The following is a 20,512-nucleotide window of genomic DNA, read 5'->3' as shown; positions in this document are numbered from 1 at the left end:
GCGGCACAGGTGAGCGAGGACGTCGTCGACGCCGACACCTACGAGGTACTGCGCGCCCGCCTGACCCGGGCCGCGGCCGACCTGGCGGAGCGCGCACAGGCGCTCAACGCCCGCCGGGTCGCGGAGTTCGGGGGCGGCGAACCGGCACTCGCCGGCACCGGACGGCTCACCACCACCGAGCCCCGCGTCCTGCGGGACGCGGTGGCGGTCGGTGGCCTGGTCCTGGCCGGCTGGCAGCACACCACCGGCCCCGCGCCCGGCCTCGACGACATCCTCACCCTCCACCACCCGGACCTCAGCGCCGCGCCCGTCACGGCCGTACCCGGCCTCCTCGACGACCCCCGGCTGCGGCAGGACTTCGAGGAACTGCACCGGTACTACCGCGACGCCCGCCTCGAACAGCTGCGACTCCTCGGCGCCAGGCTGCTGGCCGTCTTCCGCACCGGCCCGGCCCGGGGAGACCTGCGGGTCCTGCGCTGGCACCTCGCAGCCGACGGCACCCCCTCCTACCTGGACGCCCGGGGCGAGCGCGACCACACACCGGCCGACGGCCCACAGCTCCGCTGGACCGCGATCACCGCGGAGCACGACCTGCCGGGCCGCCCGCCGGCCGTGTCCCTCGACGGCGAACTCGTCCTGACGACGGAGGGCGGCACGCTGCGCCTGGCCACCCCGGCCGGGCGCACCGTCCACGAGGAACCGCTGGACGAACCGCACCAGACCCGTGCCGACGCCGACATCGCCTACGGACGCCTCGGCACCCTGCTGCTGCTCCGGATCAGGCCCTACCGCGAGCGGACGTTCCGCCACCTCGTCTGCCACCTGCCCACCGGCGGCACGGTGCGCGTCGACGCCCTCGGCCAGTCCTGCCTGCTCCTGCCCGCCGACCAGGGCCTGGCCTTCCCCGGCGGCTACGTCCTCACCGACGGCACCCACCGGGCGTTCGACCAGCCGACCGAGGGCCTGTGCCACGAGCGGACGATCACCTCCCCCAACGGCGAGGACACCCTCTTCACCTTCCGCGACCCCACCGACGGGCGCACCCTGCTGCTCCCCTACAACAGCGTCCGCCAGGAAGCGACCTCACCCCTCCTCAGCCAGGGCCACGCGCTGCTCGGCGACGGCACGCTCATCGCTCCCCGCACGACGGACGAACCAGCCCGCCTGCACCCCGCACAGATCTGGCGCACCCCGTTCACCGACGAGGCGCACACCACCACCCGGGCGGCCGGGCACGGCCCGCTCGCCCGGATCGGCAACCCCGACCTCGTCCGCGGCCTGGCCGACTGCCTGGCCCTCGCCCGTCTGGCCGCCGCACCCACCGAGACCGCCGCCGGCCACCAGGCCGTCCTCGCCGCGTGCGCCCGCACCACCGACCGCCACCACTGGCTGGCCGATCCCGGCCTCGGCGACCTCCACCAACCCCTGACCGCCATCCGTGAAACGGCGCGGCAGGCCATCACCGAACACGGGACCGCCACCCGGCTCACCGCCCACGCGGAGGCCGCGGTCGCCACGACCAGCGACCACGTCGAACACCTCCTGCGCCCCGTCCACGACAGCGTCCCCGCCTCCGCCGCCGACTGGATCGCCCGACTCGCCGAACTGCGCCGCGCCCACGCACAGGTCGAGGCCCTGCGCGCGCTGCGGCGCGTCGACACCCACCGCGTCGACCGGCTCGCCGCACACCTCGCGGAGGGCACCGCAGAGGCCGCACAACGGGCCGTAGCCTTCCTTGCCGAGCCGGACGCCTTCAGCGACCAGCACCGGCAGGCCGCCGACCTCACCGTCGCGGCCGAAGCACTCACCACGGCCGCCGACGCCACCCCTCTCGCGGACCTGATCGCCGAACACACCGAGGCGCTGCAGACCGTCTCCGAACTGGTCACCACGCTCGACCTCGCCGACGCCACCGTCCGAACCGCCGTCCTGGACCGCCTCACCGACGTCCTCGGACTGCTCAACCGCGCCCGCACCACCCTCACCGTCCGCCGCCGTGAACTGCGCACCCGCGAAGCCGCCGCCGAACTCGCCGCCGAGTCCGCCCTGCTCGCCCAGGCCACCACCACGGCACTGGCCACCGCCGACACCCCCCGGCGCTGCGACGAGGAACTCACCCGACTGCTCCTGCGCATCGAGCAGCTGGAGACCCGGTTCGCCGACGCCGACCCCGTGCTCACCGAACAACTCGCCGGCCGCCGCACCGAGATCCACGACACCCTCACCGCCCGCCGCCAGACCCTCCTCGACGAGCAGGCCCGTCAGGCCGACCGCCTCACCGCCTCCGCCGACCGCCTCCTCCACGCCCTGCGCCCGCGCCTGGCCGCCCTCGGCTCCCCGGCCGACATCGACACCGCGCTCGCCACCGACCCGATGGCCGCCAAGATCCGGCAGCTGGCCGAGCGACTGGCCGCACTCGGCGACCCCGTACGCGCCGAGGAAGTCGCCGGCCGCCTGCACGCGGCGCGCGAGCAGGCCCACCACGCCCTTCGCGACCGCGCCGCCCCGGCCACCGGCGGCCCCGGTACGGTACGCCTGGGCCGCCACCTGTTCACCATCGCCACACAGCGCCCCGAACTCACCCTCGTCGCCCGGCGTGGCTGCCCGACCTTCGCCCTCACCGGCACCGACTACCGCGCGCCTGTCACCGACCCCGCCTTCGCGGCCACCGAACGGTTCTGGGACCAACCCCTCGTCTCCGAGACCCCGGAGGTCTACCGGGCCGAACTCCTCGCCGCGAGCCTGCTCCTCGACGCCGAAGCCGACGGCCTCCAGGGCCTCCGGGCCGCGGCCGCGACCGGCGCACTGTCCGACATCGTCCGCCGGGCGGCCGAACAACGCCACGACGAAGGACACCAGCGCGGCGTGCACGACCACGACGCCACCGCGATCCTCCGCACCCTGCTCGAACTGCACGCCGCCGCCGGCCTGCTGCGCCACCCCGCCGCCGCCCGCGCCGTCGCCCAGCTCTTCTGGACCCACGGCGCCGACGAGACGGCCAGGACGATCTGGACCGCCCGGGCCCGCTCGCTCACCGCCGTCCGCGCGAGCTTCGGCGCCGTCCCCGCCCTCGGCCTGCTCGCCGACGAACTCGACCGAGCGGTCGACGACTTCACCGGGCGATCAGGGCTGCCACAGGCCCGGGCCGGCCACTACCTCGTCGACGAACTCGCCCACCGCACCGCGGGCTTCGTCGCACAACCCGCCGCCACCGCCCTGCTCGACGGCTTCCACGCCACTCCGGGCGCCCAGCACCTCGGCGAGGCCCTCGCCACGATCCCCGACGATCCCGACCGTCTGGCCGTCCGCCACCAACTGGCAACCGCCTGGCTGGAGGCGTTCACGGCCGCCACCGGCCACCCGGCGGATCCCGGCGACCTCGCCGAGGCAACAGCCGCGCTCCTTGCCCCGAACCTGCCCCGCTACCGCGTCGACGGCCCCGTCGCGACAACCGTCACCGGCCTGCGCGGCGACCACCCGCGTGTCCACGGCGGCACCCTCGTCCTCCGCCTGGACGAACTCCTCACCCGCACCGGTGACTTCCGCAGGGACACGATGCCCGCGTACCGCGCCTTCCAGCGGGCGCGCACCCGCGTACTGGACACCGAGCGCACCCGGCTGCGCCTGGAGCAGTACCGGCCCGCGCCCCTCAACGGCTTCGTCCGCAACCGCCTCATCGACGAGGTCTACCTCCCCCTCGTCGGAGACAACCTCGCCAGGCAGCTCGGCACGGCCGGCGGCACCGCCCACACGGACCGCAGCGGCCTGCTCCTGCTCGTCTCCCCGCCCGGCTACGGCAAGACCACCCTCGTCGACTACCTGGCCGACCGCCTCGGCCTGCTCCTCGTCAAGGTCAGCGGCCCGGCTCTCGGGCACCGGGTCACCTCCCTGGACCCGGCCGACGCTCCCGACGCCACCGCCCGGCGCGAGATCGAGAAGGTCAACTTCGCCCTCCACGCCGGCAGCAACGTCCTCCTCCACCTCGACGACGTCCAGCACACCTCACCCGAACTCCTCCAGCGCTTCATCCCGCTGTGCGACGCCCAGCGCCGCATCGACGGCGTCCGGGACGGCCGGGCCCATGAGTGGGACCTGCGCGGCAAGCGCTTCGCCGTCGTCATGGCCGCCAACCCCTACTCCGAATCCGGGCGGGCCTTCCGCATCCCCGACATGCTCGCCAACCGCGCCGACGTGTGGGACCTCGGCGACGTCGTCGCGGGCCGCGAGGACCTCTTCGCCCTCAGCTTCATCGAGAACGTTCTGACCGCCAACCCCCACCTGGCACCGCTGGCCACCGCCGAACACGCCGACCTGGAGACCCTGCTGCGCCTGGCCGCCGGAGAACCCGCGGGGCGGGCGCTCTCCCGGCCGTGGTCCGCGGCCGAGACCGAGCGGATGACCGCGGTCCTGGCCAAGCTGCTGCGGATCCGCACGACCGTCCTCGCCGTCAACCGCGCCTACATCGACTCCGCCGCCCGGACCGACAGCAGCCGGACCGAGCCGCCGTTCCTGCTCCAGGGCTCGTACCGGAACATGGCCAGGATCGCCGGGCGCGTCGTTCCCACCATGGACGACACCGAAGTCGACGCCCTCGTCACCGACCACTACCGCGCCGAGGCCCGGACCCTCGGTGCCGCGGCGGAAGCCCAGCTCCTCAAGCTCGCCGAACTGCGGGGCACCCTCACCGCCGACGAGGAATCCCGTTGGGAGACACTCCGAACGGGAAGCCCGAACGCGCACTGACGCCACCGCCGCGCGGGACGGTGGTGGTATCGGGCCGGGGCCGGGGACGACGTACCGGCCCCGGTGAGGAACCGGTCCGTGCCGTCAACTTTGCCTCCGGTGAACTCACCCGCACAGGTGAATCGCCGTCGGTTCCGGCCCGGCGGCCAAGCCGGGGCGGGGAGGGTGCCGAAGGCCGGGAGGAAGCGGTCCGGCATTCGGCCGGGCCGCCGAGCCGAGACGGGACATGATGGCCAGCGAGCACATCGACACCCGGCTGCTGGAAGAACTCACCGAGCAGTCAGAGGACTTGAACAGCGAAGCGCTGCGGGTCACCCGCGCCGCGCTGACCGACTTCGGGCAGGGCGCCGCGCCGACGCGCCGCTGGTGGCAGCGCGGCGCCGCGCTCGCCGGACTGGCGGCGATCCCGGCCGAGCGGCGGTGGGTCAACCCCGACTGCGGCCTGAAGACCCGCGGCTGGGCGGAGACATGGGCCTCTCTGGAGAGCCTGGTCGGTGCCGCCCGCCGCCTGCGGGAGGAAGTCGCCGGCTGACAGACCGGCGTGAGCGCGAGAGGGCGGGCGCGGTACGAGTACCGCGCCCGCCCCAGGCGCCTCCCATCTCCTCATGGACGATCGCGGGGAAGCGCGTTTCCGCCGTGAGGAAGGGGGCCCTGCATGAGCAGGAGACCAGCAGCGCGCCGCTTCCGCATCAACGGGCAGGTCCTGACCGTCCTCACAGACCGGGAGTACGAGAGCCTGCCGGCCACCCGGCGACAGCTCGGCGTGAGTAGCGCACGCGTGCGCGTGCTGCAACAGGCGCCGCCGGAGGCGCCGGCCGGGCCCTGCGCGCCCGCCGGGTGCCGGCCGGTCAGTCCTCGGTGCGGCGGAGCAGGTAGGTGTCCATGATCCAGCCTTTGCGCTCGCGGGCTTCCCGGCGCCGGCGGGTGATCTCCGCGGCGGTCTCGTCGAGCGGACCAGAGACCAGGATCTCGTCCGGGGCGCCGAGGTAGGCGCCGTAGTGGATGTGCACGCCCTCGGGGTCGATCCGGTCGAAGGCGGCCTGGCCGTCGAGCATCACCACGGTGTCCTCGCTCCCAGGGCCGAAGCCGTCCTCGGCCAGGCGGCGGCCCGTGGTGATCCGCAGCGGGTGGCCCACCCGGGTGAGGGTGGTGCGGTGCTGTGCGGCGAGCACCGAGACGCTGCTGATCCCGGGCACGACCTCGTAGCGGAACGCGCCCGGGTCGGCGGTCAGGACCTCGTCGAGGACGGCGGTCACGCTGTCGTACAGGCTCGGGTCGCCCCAGACCAGGAGCGCGCCCGTGCCGTCCGGGCCGAGTTCCTCGGCGACGAGCCGGCCGACCAGCTCGGCCCGACGCCGGCGCCAGTCCTCGACGGCCTCGGTGTAGGCCGGGGTGGTCCGGTCGCGCTCGGCGTCCGGTACCTCGACCACGCGATGACCGGGCCGGGCGTGCTCCTCGATCATCCGCCGCCGCAGGCGCATGAGGTCCTGGCGCTGCTCGTTCTTGTCGAGGAGGAGGAAGACGTCGGTGCGGGCGAAGGCCTTGACCGCCTGCAGGGTGAGGTGGTCCGGGTCGCCCGCACCGATGCCGATGACGATGATCTGCCGCATGACCGCGATTCTGCCGGATCCCGGACCCGGTGGTCGCCGGCGTCGGCCGCGACCGGACACCTCCCCGCGGGCCGCGCCACCTGCGGATTCCTCGTAGGGAGCGGGTGGGTTCCGGCGAATTCGGCGAACCGGAGGCAGTGATACGTTCGCGGATACGGGCGGGGGAGGAACGGCTGCGGATGCTGCGGGCCGCTGGAATCCCCGGCCGCCCCGGCCGGCGGCCACCGCGCGCCCGAGAGCCGGGGGAGGGCTGGGCGGATCCCGAGTGCCGAGAGGTGAGTACCACGGACAGCTTCGTGCCGGAGCAGCGGCCACCCGTCGTCCTGCGGCGTGCCCGGACGGAGGACGGCTCGTGCCGCCACCAGTTGGTGTGGGAGGCCGGCCCGGGGTGGCGGATGGTCAGCAGTGCCGTCCTGGGCGGGGGGCTCGGCGAGCGCGCTTGGGTGCTGAACGCCCAGGTCAGGTCCGGCTACTCCCGCATGGACCCCGATCGGCACCTGGCGGAGCTCGCGGCGGCCGAAGGCCTGAGCGGGCCGGGCGTCGGCCTGATGACCGCCGCCGAGGTCGACGACTGCACGTGGAGCGAGGACGGTGGCGTCGTTGCCCTGGTGACGACCGGCATCGGGGTCCCGACGTGGGCCGCTGACCCCGCCGCGTCGGTGCCCGTCCTGTTCGCGCCGGGCGCGTTCGTTCCCGGAACGATCAACATCCTCGCGGTGGTGCCGGCCCAGGTGACCGACGGCGGTCTGGTCAACCTGCTCGCGACGGCCACCGAGGCCAAGGTGCAAGCCCTTTTGGAGGCCGGGTACGACTGTTCCGGGACGCCGTCCGACGCGGTGTGCGTGGCCGTCCGCACACCGGACACGCCTGCGGCGGCCGACCCGTTCGGCGGCCCGCGCTCCGTGTGGGGGTCCCGGCTGGCCCGTGCCGTGCACCGAGCCGTGCTCGACGGGGCTGAGCGCGACCGCCGGCGGCGGGACCGTGGACCTGCCGTACCCCATCAGGGGCCGAGCCCCGAGTGCTGCCGCGAGAACGTCCTGCACGCCGGCCGGTGAGCGGGGTGGGTGATGAGCCGTCCGCAGGAGCCTCAGGACGACCGGCCGGGGTGCGCCACCCAGGAGCCGTCGAAACCGGCTCGGCGACCACCAGCACCCGGCCGCCCAGCGCGGCCGCCGTGCCGTCCAGCCAGGCGCCCACCCGGGCGCAGAACTGCCGCACGGACTCGCCGCCGTGCGGCGCGGCCGCCGGGTCGGGCACGTTTCTCAAGTACCCGGCGATGCCGCCGGCGGTCGGCAACCCGGACACCATCGGGAAGCGCACCGCGCTGTTCTTCCTGATGATCGCGCTCAGCGTGCTGATCGGCGTCGCCGCGGTGATCCTCGGCAAGCGCCTGGCTCCGCGTCTGGGCACCTGGAACGCCGTCGTCGCGGCCGGCCTCGGCTACGCCGTGGTGATGGCCGTGCTCGCCCTCGTCCTGCCGGACAACGTCGTGCTCGGTCGCGTTGCGGGGCCGCTGCACCGCTCGGTGGGTTCGGTGCCAGAGGTGGGGCAGGTCGCCGGGGTCTGCGCACCCGCGGCGGTCACTCGGGGGTGCCTGCTCCGCGCGCCGAGCGGCGGATGGGTGAACGAAGTCATCGCTGCGGCACGGGACTTCGACCGCGACCCGGGGGTCGGCTGCCTGCTGATCACCGGATCCGAGAAGGCCTTTGCGGCCGGCGCGGACATCAAGGAGATGCGGTCGCTGGAGTTCGTCGACGCCTACCTCGGCGACTGGTTCGCCGCCTGGGACGAGCTCGGCCGTCTCCGCAAGCCGGTCGTCGCCGCCGTCGCGGGCTACGCACTGGGCGGCGGCTGCGAACTGGCGATGCTCTGCGACATCTTGCTCGCCGCCGACACCGCGAGGTTCGGCCAGCCGGAGATCAAGCTCGGCGTCATCCCGGGCATCGGCGGCTCGCAGCGCCTCACCCGGGCGGTCGGCAAGGCGAAGGCGATGGAGCTGTGCCTCACCGGCCGGATGATGGGCGCCGAGGAGGCCGAACGGGCCGGCCTGGTCTCCCGCGTCGTCCCGGCGGGCGAGTTGCTCGCCGAAGCGCTGGCGACGGCGGAGAAGGTCGCCGCGATGTCCGCCCCGGCGGCGATCATGATGAAGGAGAGCGTCAACCGCGCCTTCGAGACCACCCTCGCCGAGGGCGTCCGTTTCGAACGCCGCCTCTTCCACGCCACGTTCGCCACCGCCGACCAGAAGGAGGGCATGGCGGCCTTCGCCGAGAAGCGCCCGGCCTCCTTCACCCACCGCTGACGCCCGCCGCGGTGCGGCGCCCGGTAGAGGGGCGCCGCACCACGGTCGTGGGACGTCCGGGACCGGTCCGGTGCTTCCCGGAGGTCGGTCGTCGACGACCTGACGGGTCCTCCCGCGATTGGTCGTACTGGGCTCTTGACCCTCGTTTCACGCCTCGTCATGATGGGCCGTCATGTTCCGACTCCGCCGTCGGGGGAAGCCGGTCCGAATCCGGCGCTGACCCGCAACGGTAGGCCGTCGACCCCGTGTCGGCGGCGAGCCCGAGTACCCGTCGGCGGAGATGTGTCGTCCACTCCTCCCGTCGTGGTCTGCGGGCCGGAGCTCCGTGGGCTGCCCCGGCACGCGCCGACGCTCCCTCCGGGCCCCTGCGTCCAGGCCCGGAAAGGAACCTCGTGACCACGCTCCGCCGCACCCTCGGACTCCTCGCGATACCGGCCATCGCCTTTGCCACTGCCCTTCCGGCGGTCGCCGCACCGGTCGGGGCGGACTCGCCCACGATCCGTCCGGACACCGCCGCAGCTGGATGGCTGGCCCGCCGGCTCGTCGACGGCGACCACTTCGAGTCCGTCTTCGACGGCACCGCCTACCCCGACCAGGGCCTCACCATCGACGCCGTCCTGGCCTTCGCGGCCTCCCGCAGCGCGGACACCGCCGCCGCCAGGGCGACCGCCTGGCTCGCGCAGCCCGCGATCCTCACCGGCTACCTCGGCGACGGCACCACCGAGGCCTACGCGGGCGCCACCGCCAAGCTGTTGCTCGCCGCGGAGGTGCGCGGCGCGGACCCGACCGCGTTCGGCGGCGTCGACCTGCCCGCCCGGCTGCGCTCGCTCCAGGCCCCGAGCGGCCGCTTCTCCGACCGCTCCCAGTGGGGCGACTACAGCAACGCCTTCGGCCAGTCGCTCGCCCTGATCGCCTTGCACCGCACCCCCGGTGGCGCCCCGGCCGCCGCCGTCGACTTCCTGGCCGGCAGCCAGTGCGCGGACGGTGGCTTCCCGGTCTCCTTCGGCCAGGCCGCCTGCACGAGCGACACGGACGCCACCGCCCTCGCCGTCCAGGCGCTCGCCGCCACCGGCCGCGCGGCCAAGGCGGCCGCCGGGCTCGGCTGGCTGACCGCCCACCAGAACGCCGACGGCGGCTTCTCGGCCGCCGGGTCCACCACGTCCAACGCCAACTCCACCGGTCTCGCGACCCAGGCGCTGCTCTCCAACGCCCGCTTCGGCGCCGGTCTCAAGGGCTGGAGCCGCCTGGTCAAGTTCCAGCAGCGCTGCGACGCCGACCCGGCCGTGCGCGGCGCGGTCGCCTACGACGCCTCCGGCTTCAACCCCGGCAACGCGGCCCGGGCGACCGGCCAGGCCGTCCTCGGCCTGGCCGGCACCCCGCTGGCCACCCTCTCCGCCGCCGGTGCGCGCCAGGACGCGCCCACCCTGGCCTGCCCCGCGCCCGCCACCCCCTGACCGCCCGCGACCGCACGAGGAGAGACCTGATGACCGAGCACCTGACCCGCCGCACCCTCGGCTCGCTCGCCGCCGTCGCAGCGCTGACCGTGAGCCTCCTCGGCGCCGGCGCCGTGCACGCCCCCGAGGCCCGGGCTGCCGCCTGCACCGGCACCACCGGCGTCACCGTCGTGGTCGACTTCACCGCCGTCGGCGGCGGCATCCAGACCGGCTGCGCGCCCGGCGACCCGGCCAGCGGACTCGCCGCGCTCACCGGCGCCGGATTCTCGTACACCTTCCACCCGCGCTACCCCGGCTTCGTCTGCACCATCAACGCCCTGCCGACGACCTGCACCAACCCCACCGGCAGCGCGTACTGGTCGTACTGGCACGCCCAGCACGGCGGACCCTGGTCATACAGCAGCCTCGGCGCCGCCAGCTACAACCCGGCCCCCGGCGATGTCGAGGGCTGGGCCTTCGGCGCGGGTGCACAGCCGGGCATCACCGCCCCCTGACACCCGTTCGCACAGCCGGTGCCCCGGTCCTCCGCGACGGAGACCGGGGCACCGGCGGTTCCAGGGGTGGTCAGGCCGTCCGGTGCGGCCGGTCCCGGATCAGCTGCCGAAGCGCAGCGAGACGGTGTCGCCCACGTGGACGATGGTGGCCCGGGTGGCGGCGGTGGCGGTGGCGCCGTCCAGGCTGACCTTCCAGGTGGAGGAGCCGCTGTTGGCGGTGCCGTTGAGCGCGGTGATCGTCCCGCCGCCGGTGGCGGGGGTGACGGCGGTGACGCAACCGCCCGGGGTGGCGGTGGCGGCCGCGTCGAGGACGTCGCCGAGCGTCGCGGTCGTGCCGGTCGGGTTGACGGTGACGGCGCAGACCTTGAGCGCGCCGGTGCCGTCGTCGACGACCAGGGCGAGCCTGGCGGCCGTCCCGGCGGTGAAGCTCGTGGTGGCGGACCAGGTCGGCTCGCCGGCGGTGGCCGGTGCGGGCGGGGCGGCGGTGAAGCCGGCGCCGGCGACGGCGCGCAGGCCGTCGACGGAGGCGTAGGGGGAGGGGGTGGTGTCGGTGGGCTGGTACTTGAAGCCGCCGCCGGGCTTGAACTGCTGGGAGATCAGGAAGTCGATCGGGGTCTTGCCGGTGCCGCTGGTGAAGTCGGCGCCCTGGGGGTTGATGCCGCAGGCGTTCAGGCCGGAGACGGCCCAGCCGTTGGAGTCGGTGTTGACGCCCCACATGGCGTTGAACGCCCCGGAAGCCAGCAGCTTGCCCTTGAAGAAGTTCTTGGCGGCGACGACCGCCGGGTCGGTGTTGGGGACGCCGCCGACGCACAGGGAAGCCATCGCGGCCCCGGTCATGTCGATGTCGCTGCCCGTACCGAGCTCGGTGGGGTCACCGGCGGCCTTGGTGTAGTTCCAGCCACCGTCCGTGTGCTGGTTGGCCCGCACGGCCGTGACGGAGGCGTCCAACAGGGACTGCGGGATGCGCTGGGCACCGCTCTGGGTCCTGGCGCCGCCGAGGGCGAGGAGACCGAACACGGTGCCGTTGAAGTTGGCGGACGGGCCCCAGTAACCGGGTTCGGCGGTCTGCCAGTACGAGACCGCGTCGGCGATCAGGTTACGGCCCGGGCCGACGCGGGCCGGGTCGATGCCGGCGGCGTAGGCGTTCAGGGTGCCCCGCTGGTAGTCGGTGGCGACCGGCGAGGTGCCCGGCCAGCCGGCGGCCGCGAGCTGGTTGCGGTAGACGAGGCGGGCGTTCTTGGTGATGTCGCCGCCGGGAGTCACGTCGGCCGCCGCCGTGCCGGCCGCGGCCAGCGCGCTGAAGGCCCACTCGTTGGAGAGCCCGCCACCGGTGACGTAGCTGCCGTCGGCGGCCTGGAGGGACTTCAGGTAGGTGACGCCGGTGCTCTTGGAGGTGGCTATCTGGGCCGGGGTGGCGGTCGCGTGGGCCGGAACGGCCGACAACAGCAGCGCCCCGGCCGCCAGTGACACGGTCACGGCGGAGGTGAGGCGGGAGGAGGTGGTGCGGGGCGTCGTGAGGAAGGTCACGGAACGGCTCCTTGGGGTGGCGGGCGCCGACCCGGCCCCGACCCCGGCGCTCCCGAGGAGCGCGACGGCCGGAGCGGCCGCCGCCCGGATCGCGTGGGCAGGCTTTCGCCGTGGTTCTCGGCCGGGCGGGCATTCGGGCTCGGGGTGCCGTAGGACACCACCCCACACCGCTGCGCGTCAGCCCCGGATTCGCACCGGGTTCCCCCGCTCGGCCACCGCGGACGCTACCGCACCATCGGACGGTCGACGAGGTGGGGAAGGCGACATGACGCACCGTTGACTCCCGATCCGCAGACGTGGTCTGATGAACCGGTTTTTCATCCTCGGTATCAGGGGAAGCCGGTCCGATTCCGGCGCTGACCCGCAACCGTAGATCCGCCCCAGCGGCGGATGAGCCGGAATGCCTGCACCGAGGCCTTGTCACAGAAGTGCTTGCGTCGTCGTGGACTGCGACGCGGTCGGGGCGGTTCCTCATGGGGGGAGCCGTCGGCTGCGCCGTGCGGACCCGATGACCGATCGGGGAGTCGCCAGTGAGGGCCAGGAACAGCCGTACGAGCCGCGGATTCAGAGGGCTCACGTCCCTTCTCGCCACCGGTGCCGTCGCGGTTGCCGCGGGCGGCACTCTTCTGCTGGCCCACCCCGGCCGGGCCGCCGCCGACCCGATCGAGGAATGCACGGCCACCGCCGGCGCGATCGTCGCCGTCGACTTCGGTCACTGGGGCGGCGGAGTCGTGCGGGGCTGCGACGCCCGTCCCACGACCGGGATGAACCTGCTGCACAACGCGGGCTTCAGCACCGCCGGTACCGAGCACGACGGACCGGCCTTCATCTGCCGGCTCGGCAACGGGGGCTTCAACGGCGGTACCCAGTACCCGACACCCGCCGAGGAGCCCTGCACCAACACCCCGCAGGCGACGGCCTATTGGTCGTACTGGATCGCCGAGCCCGGTCAGGACACCTGGTCCTACAGCCGGTTCGGCGCTGCCACCCAGAAGCCCAAGCCCGGCGAGGTCGAGGCCTGGGTGTACGGCGGCACCGACATCGGCGGTACCAGCGGGAAGCCGACCTTCACCCCGGACTCTATTCGCGCCAAGAATGGTGGACCGTCGCCCACCGCGACGCCGACCGCCTTCCCGAGCCCGACCGCCCCGACGTCCTCCGAGGGCGACCCGAAGGCCGCGGCGTCCTGGCTGGCCGGGCAGCTGGTCGACGGCGAGTACATGGGCAACTGGGCCTTCGAGGGCCCCGACTTCCCCCGGACCTCCCTCACCGCGATCGCCCTGGCGGCTGCCGGCACCCAGGACCCGGCTCTGCGCAAGATCGTCGCCTACCTCGCGGCGCACGCCGACGCCTTCCTGTACCCGGACGGACCCGCCGGGAAGCCCGACGCCAAGGCCGCCGCCCTGCTGGCGCTGGTCGCCGAGAGCACCGAGGGCGATCCCCGGGACTTCGGCGGCCGCGACCTGATCGCCGCCCTCACCGACCACGTGTGCACCGGGCAGGGCGAGAACGGGAAGTGCACGGCCGCCGGGGACTTCCACGGCGCCGCGTCCTCCTGGGCGCAGGCATGGGCCGTGATCGCCCTGCGAGGTGCCGGCGTCACGCCGCCTCCCCAGTCACTCGCCCGCTTCACCGTCCTCCAGTGCGCCGACGGCGGGACCGCCGGTTCGATGATCGTGGCCGGGGGCTACTGCGAGTCGGACCCGGTGGCCACCGGCCTCACCGTCCTCGCGCTCCGTGGCACGGTCGGGGGCGAAGCCGTCGCGCAGAAGGCATCGGACTGGCTCGCGGCGAGCCAGCAGGCCGACGGCTCCTACCTCCCCTACGTCGGTGCCGCCGGGGACACCGTGAGCACCGCTGCTGCGGCCCAGGTCCTGCGGGCCACCGGCCAAGGGGCCAAGGAGACGGCCGCCAAGGCATGGGTGAGCGCCCGGCAGAACGAGGACGGCGGCTTCGGCCCCGACGAGTCGACCACCGAGTCCGGTCCGGCCTCCACCGAACAGGCCATTCTGGCCCTGACCGGCACCGACCCGACCACCGTCCGCCACAACCCGAACGGCGCCACCACCGCGCCGACCACGCCCACCGGCCGGACTCCCGACCTGACCAAGGGCAGCGCGTACCTCACCGCCCCGGCGAACCTGATCGGCGGCCACTACTACGAGGGCTTCCCGGACTTCGCGGACTTCGGCCTCACCATCGACGGAGCCTTCGCGCTCGCCGCCACCGGTACGGACGACCCGGCCCTGCGCCGAATCGTGGACTTCCTCGACCAGCAGGGCAAGGACGGCGCCGAGCGCACCGTCAATGACTGGACCGCGATCGGCACCGAGTTCGCCGGAGGCGGCTCCATCGCCAAGGAGGCGCTGCTCGCCGAGGCCGTCGGCCGCGACCCGCGCGCCTTCGGCGGACACGACCTGATCGCCGCCCTCGCCGCGGCCGTCTGCGCCAAGGCCGACGCGGCCACCGGCTGCGCCGGCCCCGGCAACTACACCTATGCCACCTCGGTGTTCTCCCAGGCGCTCGGCATCATGGCGCAACTGCGCGCCGGCGACTCCGCCAACGCCGACTCCGCGGTCGCCTACCTGAAGAGCCTCCAGCACGCCGACGGCTCCTGGCCGAGCCTGATCCCCGCCACTGGGGACTCCGACGTGGACAGCACCGCGATGGCGGCCATGGCGCTCGCGCTCGTCCCCGGCACCGAGGCCGCCCAGGCGGTCGACAGGGGCGTTTCCTGGCTGGCGGGCCGGCAGCTGCCGGACGGGGGCTTCCCCGGCGCGGCCGGCAACTCCACCAACTCGGCCGCGCTCGCCGTCCAGGGCATGAGTCTGCGCCAGTCCGCGTACGCCCCCCGGATCGCGAAGGCGCTCGACTTCCTCGCCGGACAGCAGAACGGCGACGGCGGCTTCAACGTCGCCTCCGAGGGCCAGCGGGGCTCGGACGTGCGGGCCTCCGCCCAGGCGGTGGGAGGCGCCACCGGGATCTCCTTCGGCACCCTGCGCCGGGACCTCGGCGGTTCCCCCACCTCCACCCCGACCTCCACCACCACCGCGACGCCGACCGGTTCTCCGACCCCCACGGCGACCTCGACCCCGACCGCGAGCGGCAGCCCTTCGGCTTCCCCGACAGCCACCGCCTCCCCGGCACCGACCGGAACGTTCGCCGACGCCACCACCCCCGGGGACGTCCCCACCAGCGCTCCGGTCCCGGATGACGGAGGTGGCGGAGGTGGCGCAGGACGCGGCGGCGCGCCGATCGATGCCACGCGGGCCGGGACGGACACCGGAAGCCTGGCACGCACCGGAGCCGAGACGCTGGGTCTGGCGACCGCCGCGGCCCTGCTGGCCGCCGTCGGAGCGGGCGCGGTCCTGATCGCCCGCCGCCGCGCGGGATCGACCCCGGGGCGTCACCGGTGACCCGGCGGCTCGGCCGGCTGTTCGGAGCCGCCGGCGTGACGCTCGCCCTCGCGTCCGGCGGGCTCGGCACGGCCGCGACCCCGGCGACTGCGGCGCCACTGCCCATCGAGCAGTGCACCACCAGCTCCGGTGTGGTGCTCGCCGTGGACTTCGGCAAGTGGGGCGGGCCGCTGCTGCGCTCCTGCGGCACGACCCCCACCACCGGCTACGCGCTGCTCAACCAGGGCGGCTGGAAGACCACCGGCACCGGGCACGACGGTCCGGCGTTCATCTGCCGGATCGGCTACAGCGGGTTCCAGGGCGGCAAGCAGTTCCCCGCCCCGGACCAGGAGAAGTGCGTCCTGACGCCCCCGGCCACGGCCTACTGGTCGTACTGGCACGCGGACCCGGGCCAGAACGAGTGGTCGTACAGCCAACTGGGCGCGATGAGCTACCAGCCGAAGCCGGGCAGTGTCGACCTGTGGATCTTCGGGGGGACGAACATCGAGGGCACGGAGGGGCGGCCCACCTTCTCGCCGGACACCGTGCGCGCCCACAACACGGTGCCCGGCGGTGGAACGGCCACCACCCCCGCCCAGCCCTCGCCATCGACCGACCCCGGAAGCGGCAGCACCGGCGGTTCCACCAGCGGTTCCAGCGGGGGCAGCACCGGTGGCTCCACCGGCGGTGCGGCGGCCGGCGGTGGTACCTCGTCCGGCGTGAGCGGCTCGTCCGGCAGTGGCAACCCGTCCGGCGGTGGCAACTCGTCCGGTGGCACCGGATCCACCGGAGGCACCGGTTCCACCGGCGGCTCGACGTCCTCCGGCGGTGGCACCGGACCGGGCGGATCCTCCGGCGGCGGCAGCGCAAGCGGTGGAGGTACGGCGCCGAAGCGGCCGACCGCGGCCCCGAGCGCCACCTCCGGCGCCGCTCCTCCCCGGCCGACGACCCCGCCGGCCGAGGTGCCGACCGCAGTGGTGCCGCTACCGGAGACCATGGAGCCCCCGGCCCCGAGCGGCGAGAGCACCGAGCCGCCCGCTCCGGCGCCGTCGGAGACGCCTGCGGCCGTCGAGACCGCTCCCGCGCAGGAGTCCCCGACCGAGACACCGGCCCCGTCGGCGTCCGTGAACGCCGCAGGTCCGCTCGTGGTGGACGCGGCCCCGGCGGCCGAGGCTCCGCACGATGCCGGGTCGATGGTCCCCGCCGTGGTCGGCGGTGCCCTCCTGGTGCTCCTGGGGCTGGTCACCTTCGGCGTCGCGCGCCGACGCCGCCGGGCCGAGTGACCGGGTGACCATGCCCGGCACACACGACATCGGCCTCCCCCGACCCGCCTCCGGGCGCACCGGGGGAGGCCGGCGCAGCCCGCGCGACCTTCACCCCCTGGCCTGGTGGACCTGGGCCCTGGCCCTGGCGACCGCCGCGAGCCGCACCACCAACCCGCTGCTGCTCCTACTCGTCCTCGCCGTCCTCGGCTACGTCGTCACCGCCCGCCGCACGGAGGCTCCGTGGGCCCGGGGCTTCAAGTACTACCTGGCGCTGGCGCTCACGGTGGTGGCGATCCGGGTGGTGTTCCGCTGCGTCTTCGCCACCGGCATCACCCCGCACGACCACCTGCTCTTCTCGCTGCCCCACATTCCGACCCCCGCCTGGTACGCGGGCATCCGGATCGGCGGCCCGGTCTCCCTGGAGGCCACCCTCTCGGCGGCCTTCGACGGACTGCGCCTCGCCTGCCTGATCTGCTGCATCGGCGCCGCCAACACCCTGGCCAACCCCAAACGCACCCTTCGTGTTCTGCCCGGCGCGCTCTACGAGCTCGGCGTCGCCGTGACGGTCTCGCTCAGCGTCGCCCCGCAACTCGTGCAGAGCGTCCAACGGGTCGCGCGGGCGCGGCGGTTGCGGGCGGGCCGGGCCAAGGGCGTGCGCGCGCTGCGCAGCATCGTCGTCCCGGTCCTGGAGGACGCCCTGGAACGCTCGCTGCACCTGGCCGCCGCGATGGACTCGCGCGGCTACGGACGCTCGGGAACCGCCACCCGCCGCTCCCGCCGGACCACCGGAGCCCTGATGCTGCTCGGCATGTGCGGCCTGTGCGCCGGGGTGTACGGGCTGTTGGACGGAACCGCTCCGGCCGCGCTCGGACTGCCCGCCTTCGTGGCGGGTGCCGGGCTGTGCGTGGCCGGGCTGCTGCTCGGGGGACGGCGGGTACGGCGCACCACCTACCGCCCGGACCGCTGGCGTGCCGCCGAGTTCGGGGTCGCCGGCTGCGGTGTGGCCGCCGCCGTCCTGCTGTTCGCCACGGTCGGCTACGACGTGACCGATCTCAACCCCTCCCTCTATCCGCTGAGCTGGCCGACGCTGCCGCTCGTGCCGGTGCTCGCCCTGCTGCTGGCCGGCGCCGCCGGCGTGATCGCACCGCCACCCGGCCGCCCGCCGGTGCCCGGCGCCGTGCCCCGTCCGCGTGCCGGGACGGCCGCGCCCGCCCGCACCGACAGCACCGACCGCTCGTCCACCGAGGTGACCAAGTGATCCGTTTCGACCAGGTCGGCGTGGTGTACGACGGTGCGACCGCTCCGGTCCTGCGCGACGTCGACCTGCGCGTCCCCGAGGGCGAACTCTGCCTGGTGGTAGGCCGCACCGGCGTCGGCAAGTCCACCCTGCTCGGCGCCGTCAACGGCCTGGTCCCGCACTTCACCGGCGGCACGCTGCGCGGCCGGGTGACCGTCGACGGCCGGGACACCGCGCACCATCCGCCGCGCGAACTGGCCGACGTGGTGGGTGTGGTCGGGCAGGACCCGTTGGCCGGCTTCGTCACCGACACGGTGGAGGAGGAACTCGCGTATGTCATGGAGCAGTTGGCGGTCCCGCCGGAGGTGATGCGCAAGCGCGTCGAGGAGACCCTCGACTTGCTGGGCTTGGTCGACCTGCGGCACCGCGCGCTTCACGAGCTCTCCGGCGGCCAGCAACAGCGGGTCGCCATCGGCTCCGTACTCACCGCACACCCCCGGGTCCTGGTCCTGGACGAGCCGACCTCCGCGCTCGACCCGACGGCCGCAGAGGAGGTGCTCGCCGCGATCACCCGCCTGGTCCACGACCTCGGCGTCACCGTGCTGCTCGCCGAACACCGTCTGGAGCGTGTCGTCCAGTACGCCGACCGGGTCGCCTACCTGCCCGGTGACGGCACCCTCGTGCACGGCCCGCCCGCCGAGGTCTTCCGGGGCACGACGGTCGCGCCGCCCGTCGTCGACCTCGGCCGCCTGGCCGGCTGGCAGCCGCTGCCGCTCTCCGTCCGCGACGCCCGCCGCGCCGCCGCGCCGCTGCGCGAGCGGCTCACCGAGGTGCGCGTCCCCCCGCCGCGCCCGGCGGTCACGACGGGGGAGACCGTGCTGGAGGCCCGCAAGGTGGTCGTCCGCCACGGTCCGGTGACCGCTGTCCGGGAGGCCGGACTGGAGCTGCGGGCCGGCGAGGTCACCGCCCTGATGGGGCGCAACGGCTCCGGCAAGTCGTCCCTCCTCTGGGCCCTCCAGGGCTCCGGGCCCCGGCAGGGCGGCAGCGTGCGGGTCGCGCGGATCGACGGAGAACAGCCCAAGGACCCCAAGCGGGGCTCCGCGGCGGAGGCCCGCCGGCTGGTGGGACTCGTTCCGCAAACCCCCACCGACCTGCTGTACCTGGAGACGGTCGCCGAGGAACTCGGCCAGGGCGACCGCGAGTCCGGCCGTGCCGCCGGGGCGACCGCACGGCAGATCCTCGACCGTCTCGCCCCCGGAATCCCCGACGAGAGCCATCCCCGCGACCTCTCCGAAGGCCAGAAACTCGCCCTCGTCCTGGCGATCCAGCTGGCCGCGGCACCCCGGGTGGTGCTGCTGGACGAACCCACCCGAGGGCTCGACTACCACGCCAAGGAGGCGCTCGTCGGCATCGTCGACGCCCTGGCCGCCGAGGGACGCACGGTCATGGTCTCCACCCACGACGTCGAGTTCGTCGCCTCCGCCGCCGACCGGGTGGTGGTGATGGCCGAAGGCGAGATCGTCGCCGACGGCCCCACCGCCGACGTCATCGTCGCCTCACCCACCTTCGCCCCGCAGACCGCCAAGATTCTGGCGCCACTGCCCTACCTGACGGTGGCCCAGGTGGCGGAGGCCCTGGAGCCCACGGAGGCCGCCCGATGACCGCCGTCCGGATCCCCGGCCGGGCCCGCGTCGTCGTCGCCCTCGCCGCCTTCATCGGCCTGGTCGCCTTCACCTGGCCGTTCGTCGTCGCCCCCGGGAAGTTCGGCTCCAACTACGCCCCACCGCTGATCTTCGGCGCCCTGCTGGTCCTGGTCCTCGCCGTCGTGATCGCCGAGATCGCCTCCGGCGGCATCGACGCCAAGGCCCTCGCCATGCTCGGTGTCCTCTCCGCCGTCAACGCCGGACTCCGCCCGCTCGGCGCCGGCACCGCCGGAGTCGAGACGGTCTTCTTCGTCCTCGTCCTCGCCGGACGCGTCTTCGGGCCCGGCTTCGGCTTCACCCTCGGCTGCACCTCCCTGTTCGCCTCGGCCCTCCTCACCGGGGGCGTCGGGCCGTGGATGCCCTACCAGATGTTCGGCTGCGCCTTCGTCGGCCTGCTCGCCGGGCTGCTCCCGCGAACCAGGCGGCGCTGGGAGGTCCCGATGCTGGCCGCCTACGGGGCCTTCTCCGGCTACCTCTTCGGGTTCCTGCTGAACCTCTCCTTCTGGCCGTTCTCCACCGACCCGAACAGCTCCATCGCCTACCTCCCCGGTCTCCCCTTCACCGAGCAGTGGCACCGCTACCTGCTCTTCGACCTCGCCACCTCCCTCGGCTGGGACACCGGTCGCGCCGTCACCACCTTCACCGCCGTCCTCGTCGTCGGCCCCGCCGTCCTCACCGTCTTCCGCCGCGCCGCCCGCCGCGCCAACTTCGAACCCACCGTGCGCTTCGAGAAGCCGGAGGCCACCGGCCGGCCGGCCGCGGAACCAGTCCGTTAACCGGAAAGG

General features: G+C 74.3%; 12 protein-coding genes, 2 pseudogenes and 3 riboswitches. Of the genes and pseudogenes, 12 read left to right on the top strand and 2 right to left on the bottom strand.

The window, feature by feature from the left end; genetic code table 11:
* Positions 1 to 9 precede the first annotated feature (9 nt).
* Positions 10 to 4,743, top strand: coding sequence for a DNA repair ATPase (locus tag ACFVUH_RS32025; protein ID WP_387916920.1), 4,734 nt, complete (start codon positions 10 to 12; stop codon positions 4,741 to 4,743).
* A gap of 391 nt (positions 4,744 to 5,134) precedes the next feature.
* Positions 5,135 to 5,275 (top strand): annotated as a pseudogene (locus tag ACFVUH_RS32020) (hypothetical protein); the annotation flags it as partial.
* 316 nt (positions 5,276 to 5,591) lie between these two features.
* Here ACFVUH_RS32020 and cobF read toward each other — a convergent pair.
* Entirely contained in the window at positions 5,592 to 6,353 is a 762-nt protein-coding gene (cobF, locus tag ACFVUH_RS32015) for a precorrin-6A synthase (deacetylating) (protein WP_387916918.1), read from the bottom strand.
* A 275-nt stretch (positions 6,354 to 6,628) separates the two neighbouring features.
* Between cobF and ACFVUH_RS32010 the strand changes: the two genes are divergently transcribed.
* The 5 genes and pseudogenes from ACFVUH_RS32010 (at position 6,629) to ACFVUH_RS31990 (ending at position 10,600) form a co-directional block, all read left to right on the top strand.
* Positions 6,629 to 7,408: an adenosylcobinamide amidohydrolase gene (locus tag ACFVUH_RS32010; RefSeq protein WP_387916916.1), complete on the top strand. Its 780-nt coding sequence runs from the start codon at positions 6,629 to 6,631 to the stop codon at positions 7,406 to 7,408.
* Positions 7,372 to 7,830, top strand: a pseudogene (locus ACFVUH_RS32005) (CbtA family protein); the annotation flags it as partial. The gene ACFVUH_RS32010 and the pseudogene ACFVUH_RS32005, both read left to right, overlap by 37 nt.
* Before the next feature lie 48 nt (positions 7,831 to 7,878).
* Positions 7,879 to 8,652, top strand: a complete 774-nt coding sequence (locus ACFVUH_RS32000) for an enoyl-CoA hydratase (protein ID WP_387916942.1) — start codon at positions 7,879 to 7,881, stop codon at positions 8,650 to 8,652.
* Between the two features lie 151 nt (positions 8,653 to 8,803).
* Positions 8,804 to 8,943, top strand: a riboswitch (cobalamin riboswitch).
* Positions 8,944 to 9,044: 101 nt separating this feature from the next.
* The gene (locus ACFVUH_RS31995) at positions 9,045 to 10,106 is read left to right on the top strand and encodes a prenyltransferase/squalene oxidase repeat-containing protein (RefSeq protein ID WP_387916914.1); all 1,062 of its coding nucleotides are present in this window, start codon (positions 9,045 to 9,047) and stop codon (positions 10,104 to 10,106) included.
* 29 nt (positions 10,107 to 10,135) lie between these two features.
* A complete protein-coding gene (locus tag ACFVUH_RS31990) occupies positions 10,136 to 10,600 on the top strand; it encodes a flagellar hook-length control protein FliK (RefSeq protein ID WP_387916913.1) in 465 nt (154 codons plus the stop codon).
* A 99-nt stretch (positions 10,601 to 10,699) separates the two neighbouring features.
* Here the strand turns inward: ACFVUH_RS31990 and ACFVUH_RS31985 are convergent, their stop codons facing one another.
* Positions 10,700 to 12,127 carry a hypothetical protein gene (locus tag ACFVUH_RS31985; protein WP_387916911.1) on the bottom strand — a complete coding sequence of 476 codons (1,428 nt, stop codon included), beginning with the start codon at positions 12,125 to 12,127 and terminating at the stop codon, positions 10,700 to 10,702.
* Positions 12,128 to 12,254: 127 nt separating this feature from the next.
* Positions 12,255 to 12,332: riboswitch (cobalamin riboswitch) on the bottom strand.
* A gap of 82 nt (positions 12,333 to 12,414) precedes the next feature.
* Positions 12,415 to 12,554, top strand: a riboswitch (cobalamin riboswitch).
* A 103-nt stretch (positions 12,555 to 12,657) separates the two neighbouring features.
* Between ACFVUH_RS31985 and ACFVUH_RS31980 the strand changes: the two genes are divergently transcribed.
* The 5 genes from ACFVUH_RS31980 to ACFVUH_RS31960 are packed head-to-tail and all read left to right on the top strand — an operon-like array spanning position 12,658 to position 20,503.
* On the top strand, positions 12,658 to 15,543 hold the full coding sequence (locus ACFVUH_RS31980; protein ID WP_387916909.1) for a prenyltransferase/squalene oxidase repeat-containing protein: 2,886 nt from the start codon (positions 12,658 to 12,660) through the stop codon (positions 15,541 to 15,543).
* A 35-nt stretch (positions 15,544 to 15,578) separates the two neighbouring features.
* On the top strand, positions 15,579 to 16,805 hold the full coding sequence (locus tag ACFVUH_RS31975) for a hypothetical protein (protein ID WP_387916908.1): 1,227 nt from the start codon (positions 15,579 to 15,581) through the stop codon (positions 16,803 to 16,805).
* A 10-nt stretch (positions 16,806 to 16,815) separates the two neighbouring features.
* The gene (locus ACFVUH_RS31970; protein WP_387916906.1) at positions 16,816 to 18,045 is read left to right on the top strand and encodes a CbiQ family ECF transporter T component; all 1,230 of its coding nucleotides are present in this window, start codon (positions 16,816 to 16,818) and stop codon (positions 18,043 to 18,045) included.
* Positions 18,042 to 19,685 carry an ABC transporter ATP-binding protein gene (locus ACFVUH_RS31965; protein ID WP_387916904.1) on the top strand — a complete coding sequence of 548 codons (1,644 nt, stop codon included), beginning with the start codon at positions 18,042 to 18,044 and terminating at the stop codon, positions 19,683 to 19,685. Before ACFVUH_RS31970 ends, ACFVUH_RS31965 begins: the two co-directional genes overlap by 4 nt.
* Entirely contained in the window at positions 19,682 to 20,503 is an 822-nt protein-coding gene (locus ACFVUH_RS31960; protein WP_355359522.1) for an ECF transporter S component, read from the top strand. The genes ACFVUH_RS31965 and ACFVUH_RS31960 overlap by 4 nt, the downstream gene beginning before the upstream one ends.
* Positions 20,504 to 20,512 lie beyond the last annotated feature (9 nt).

The organism is Kitasatospora sp. NPDC058032 (assembly GCF_042885845.1).
Lineage (GTDB): Bacteria > Actinomycetota > Actinomycetes > Streptomycetales > Streptomycetaceae > Kitasatospora.
The sequence above is the reverse complement of the archived record's forward strand: the minus strand, read 5'-3'. Positions and strand labels throughout refer to the sequence as shown.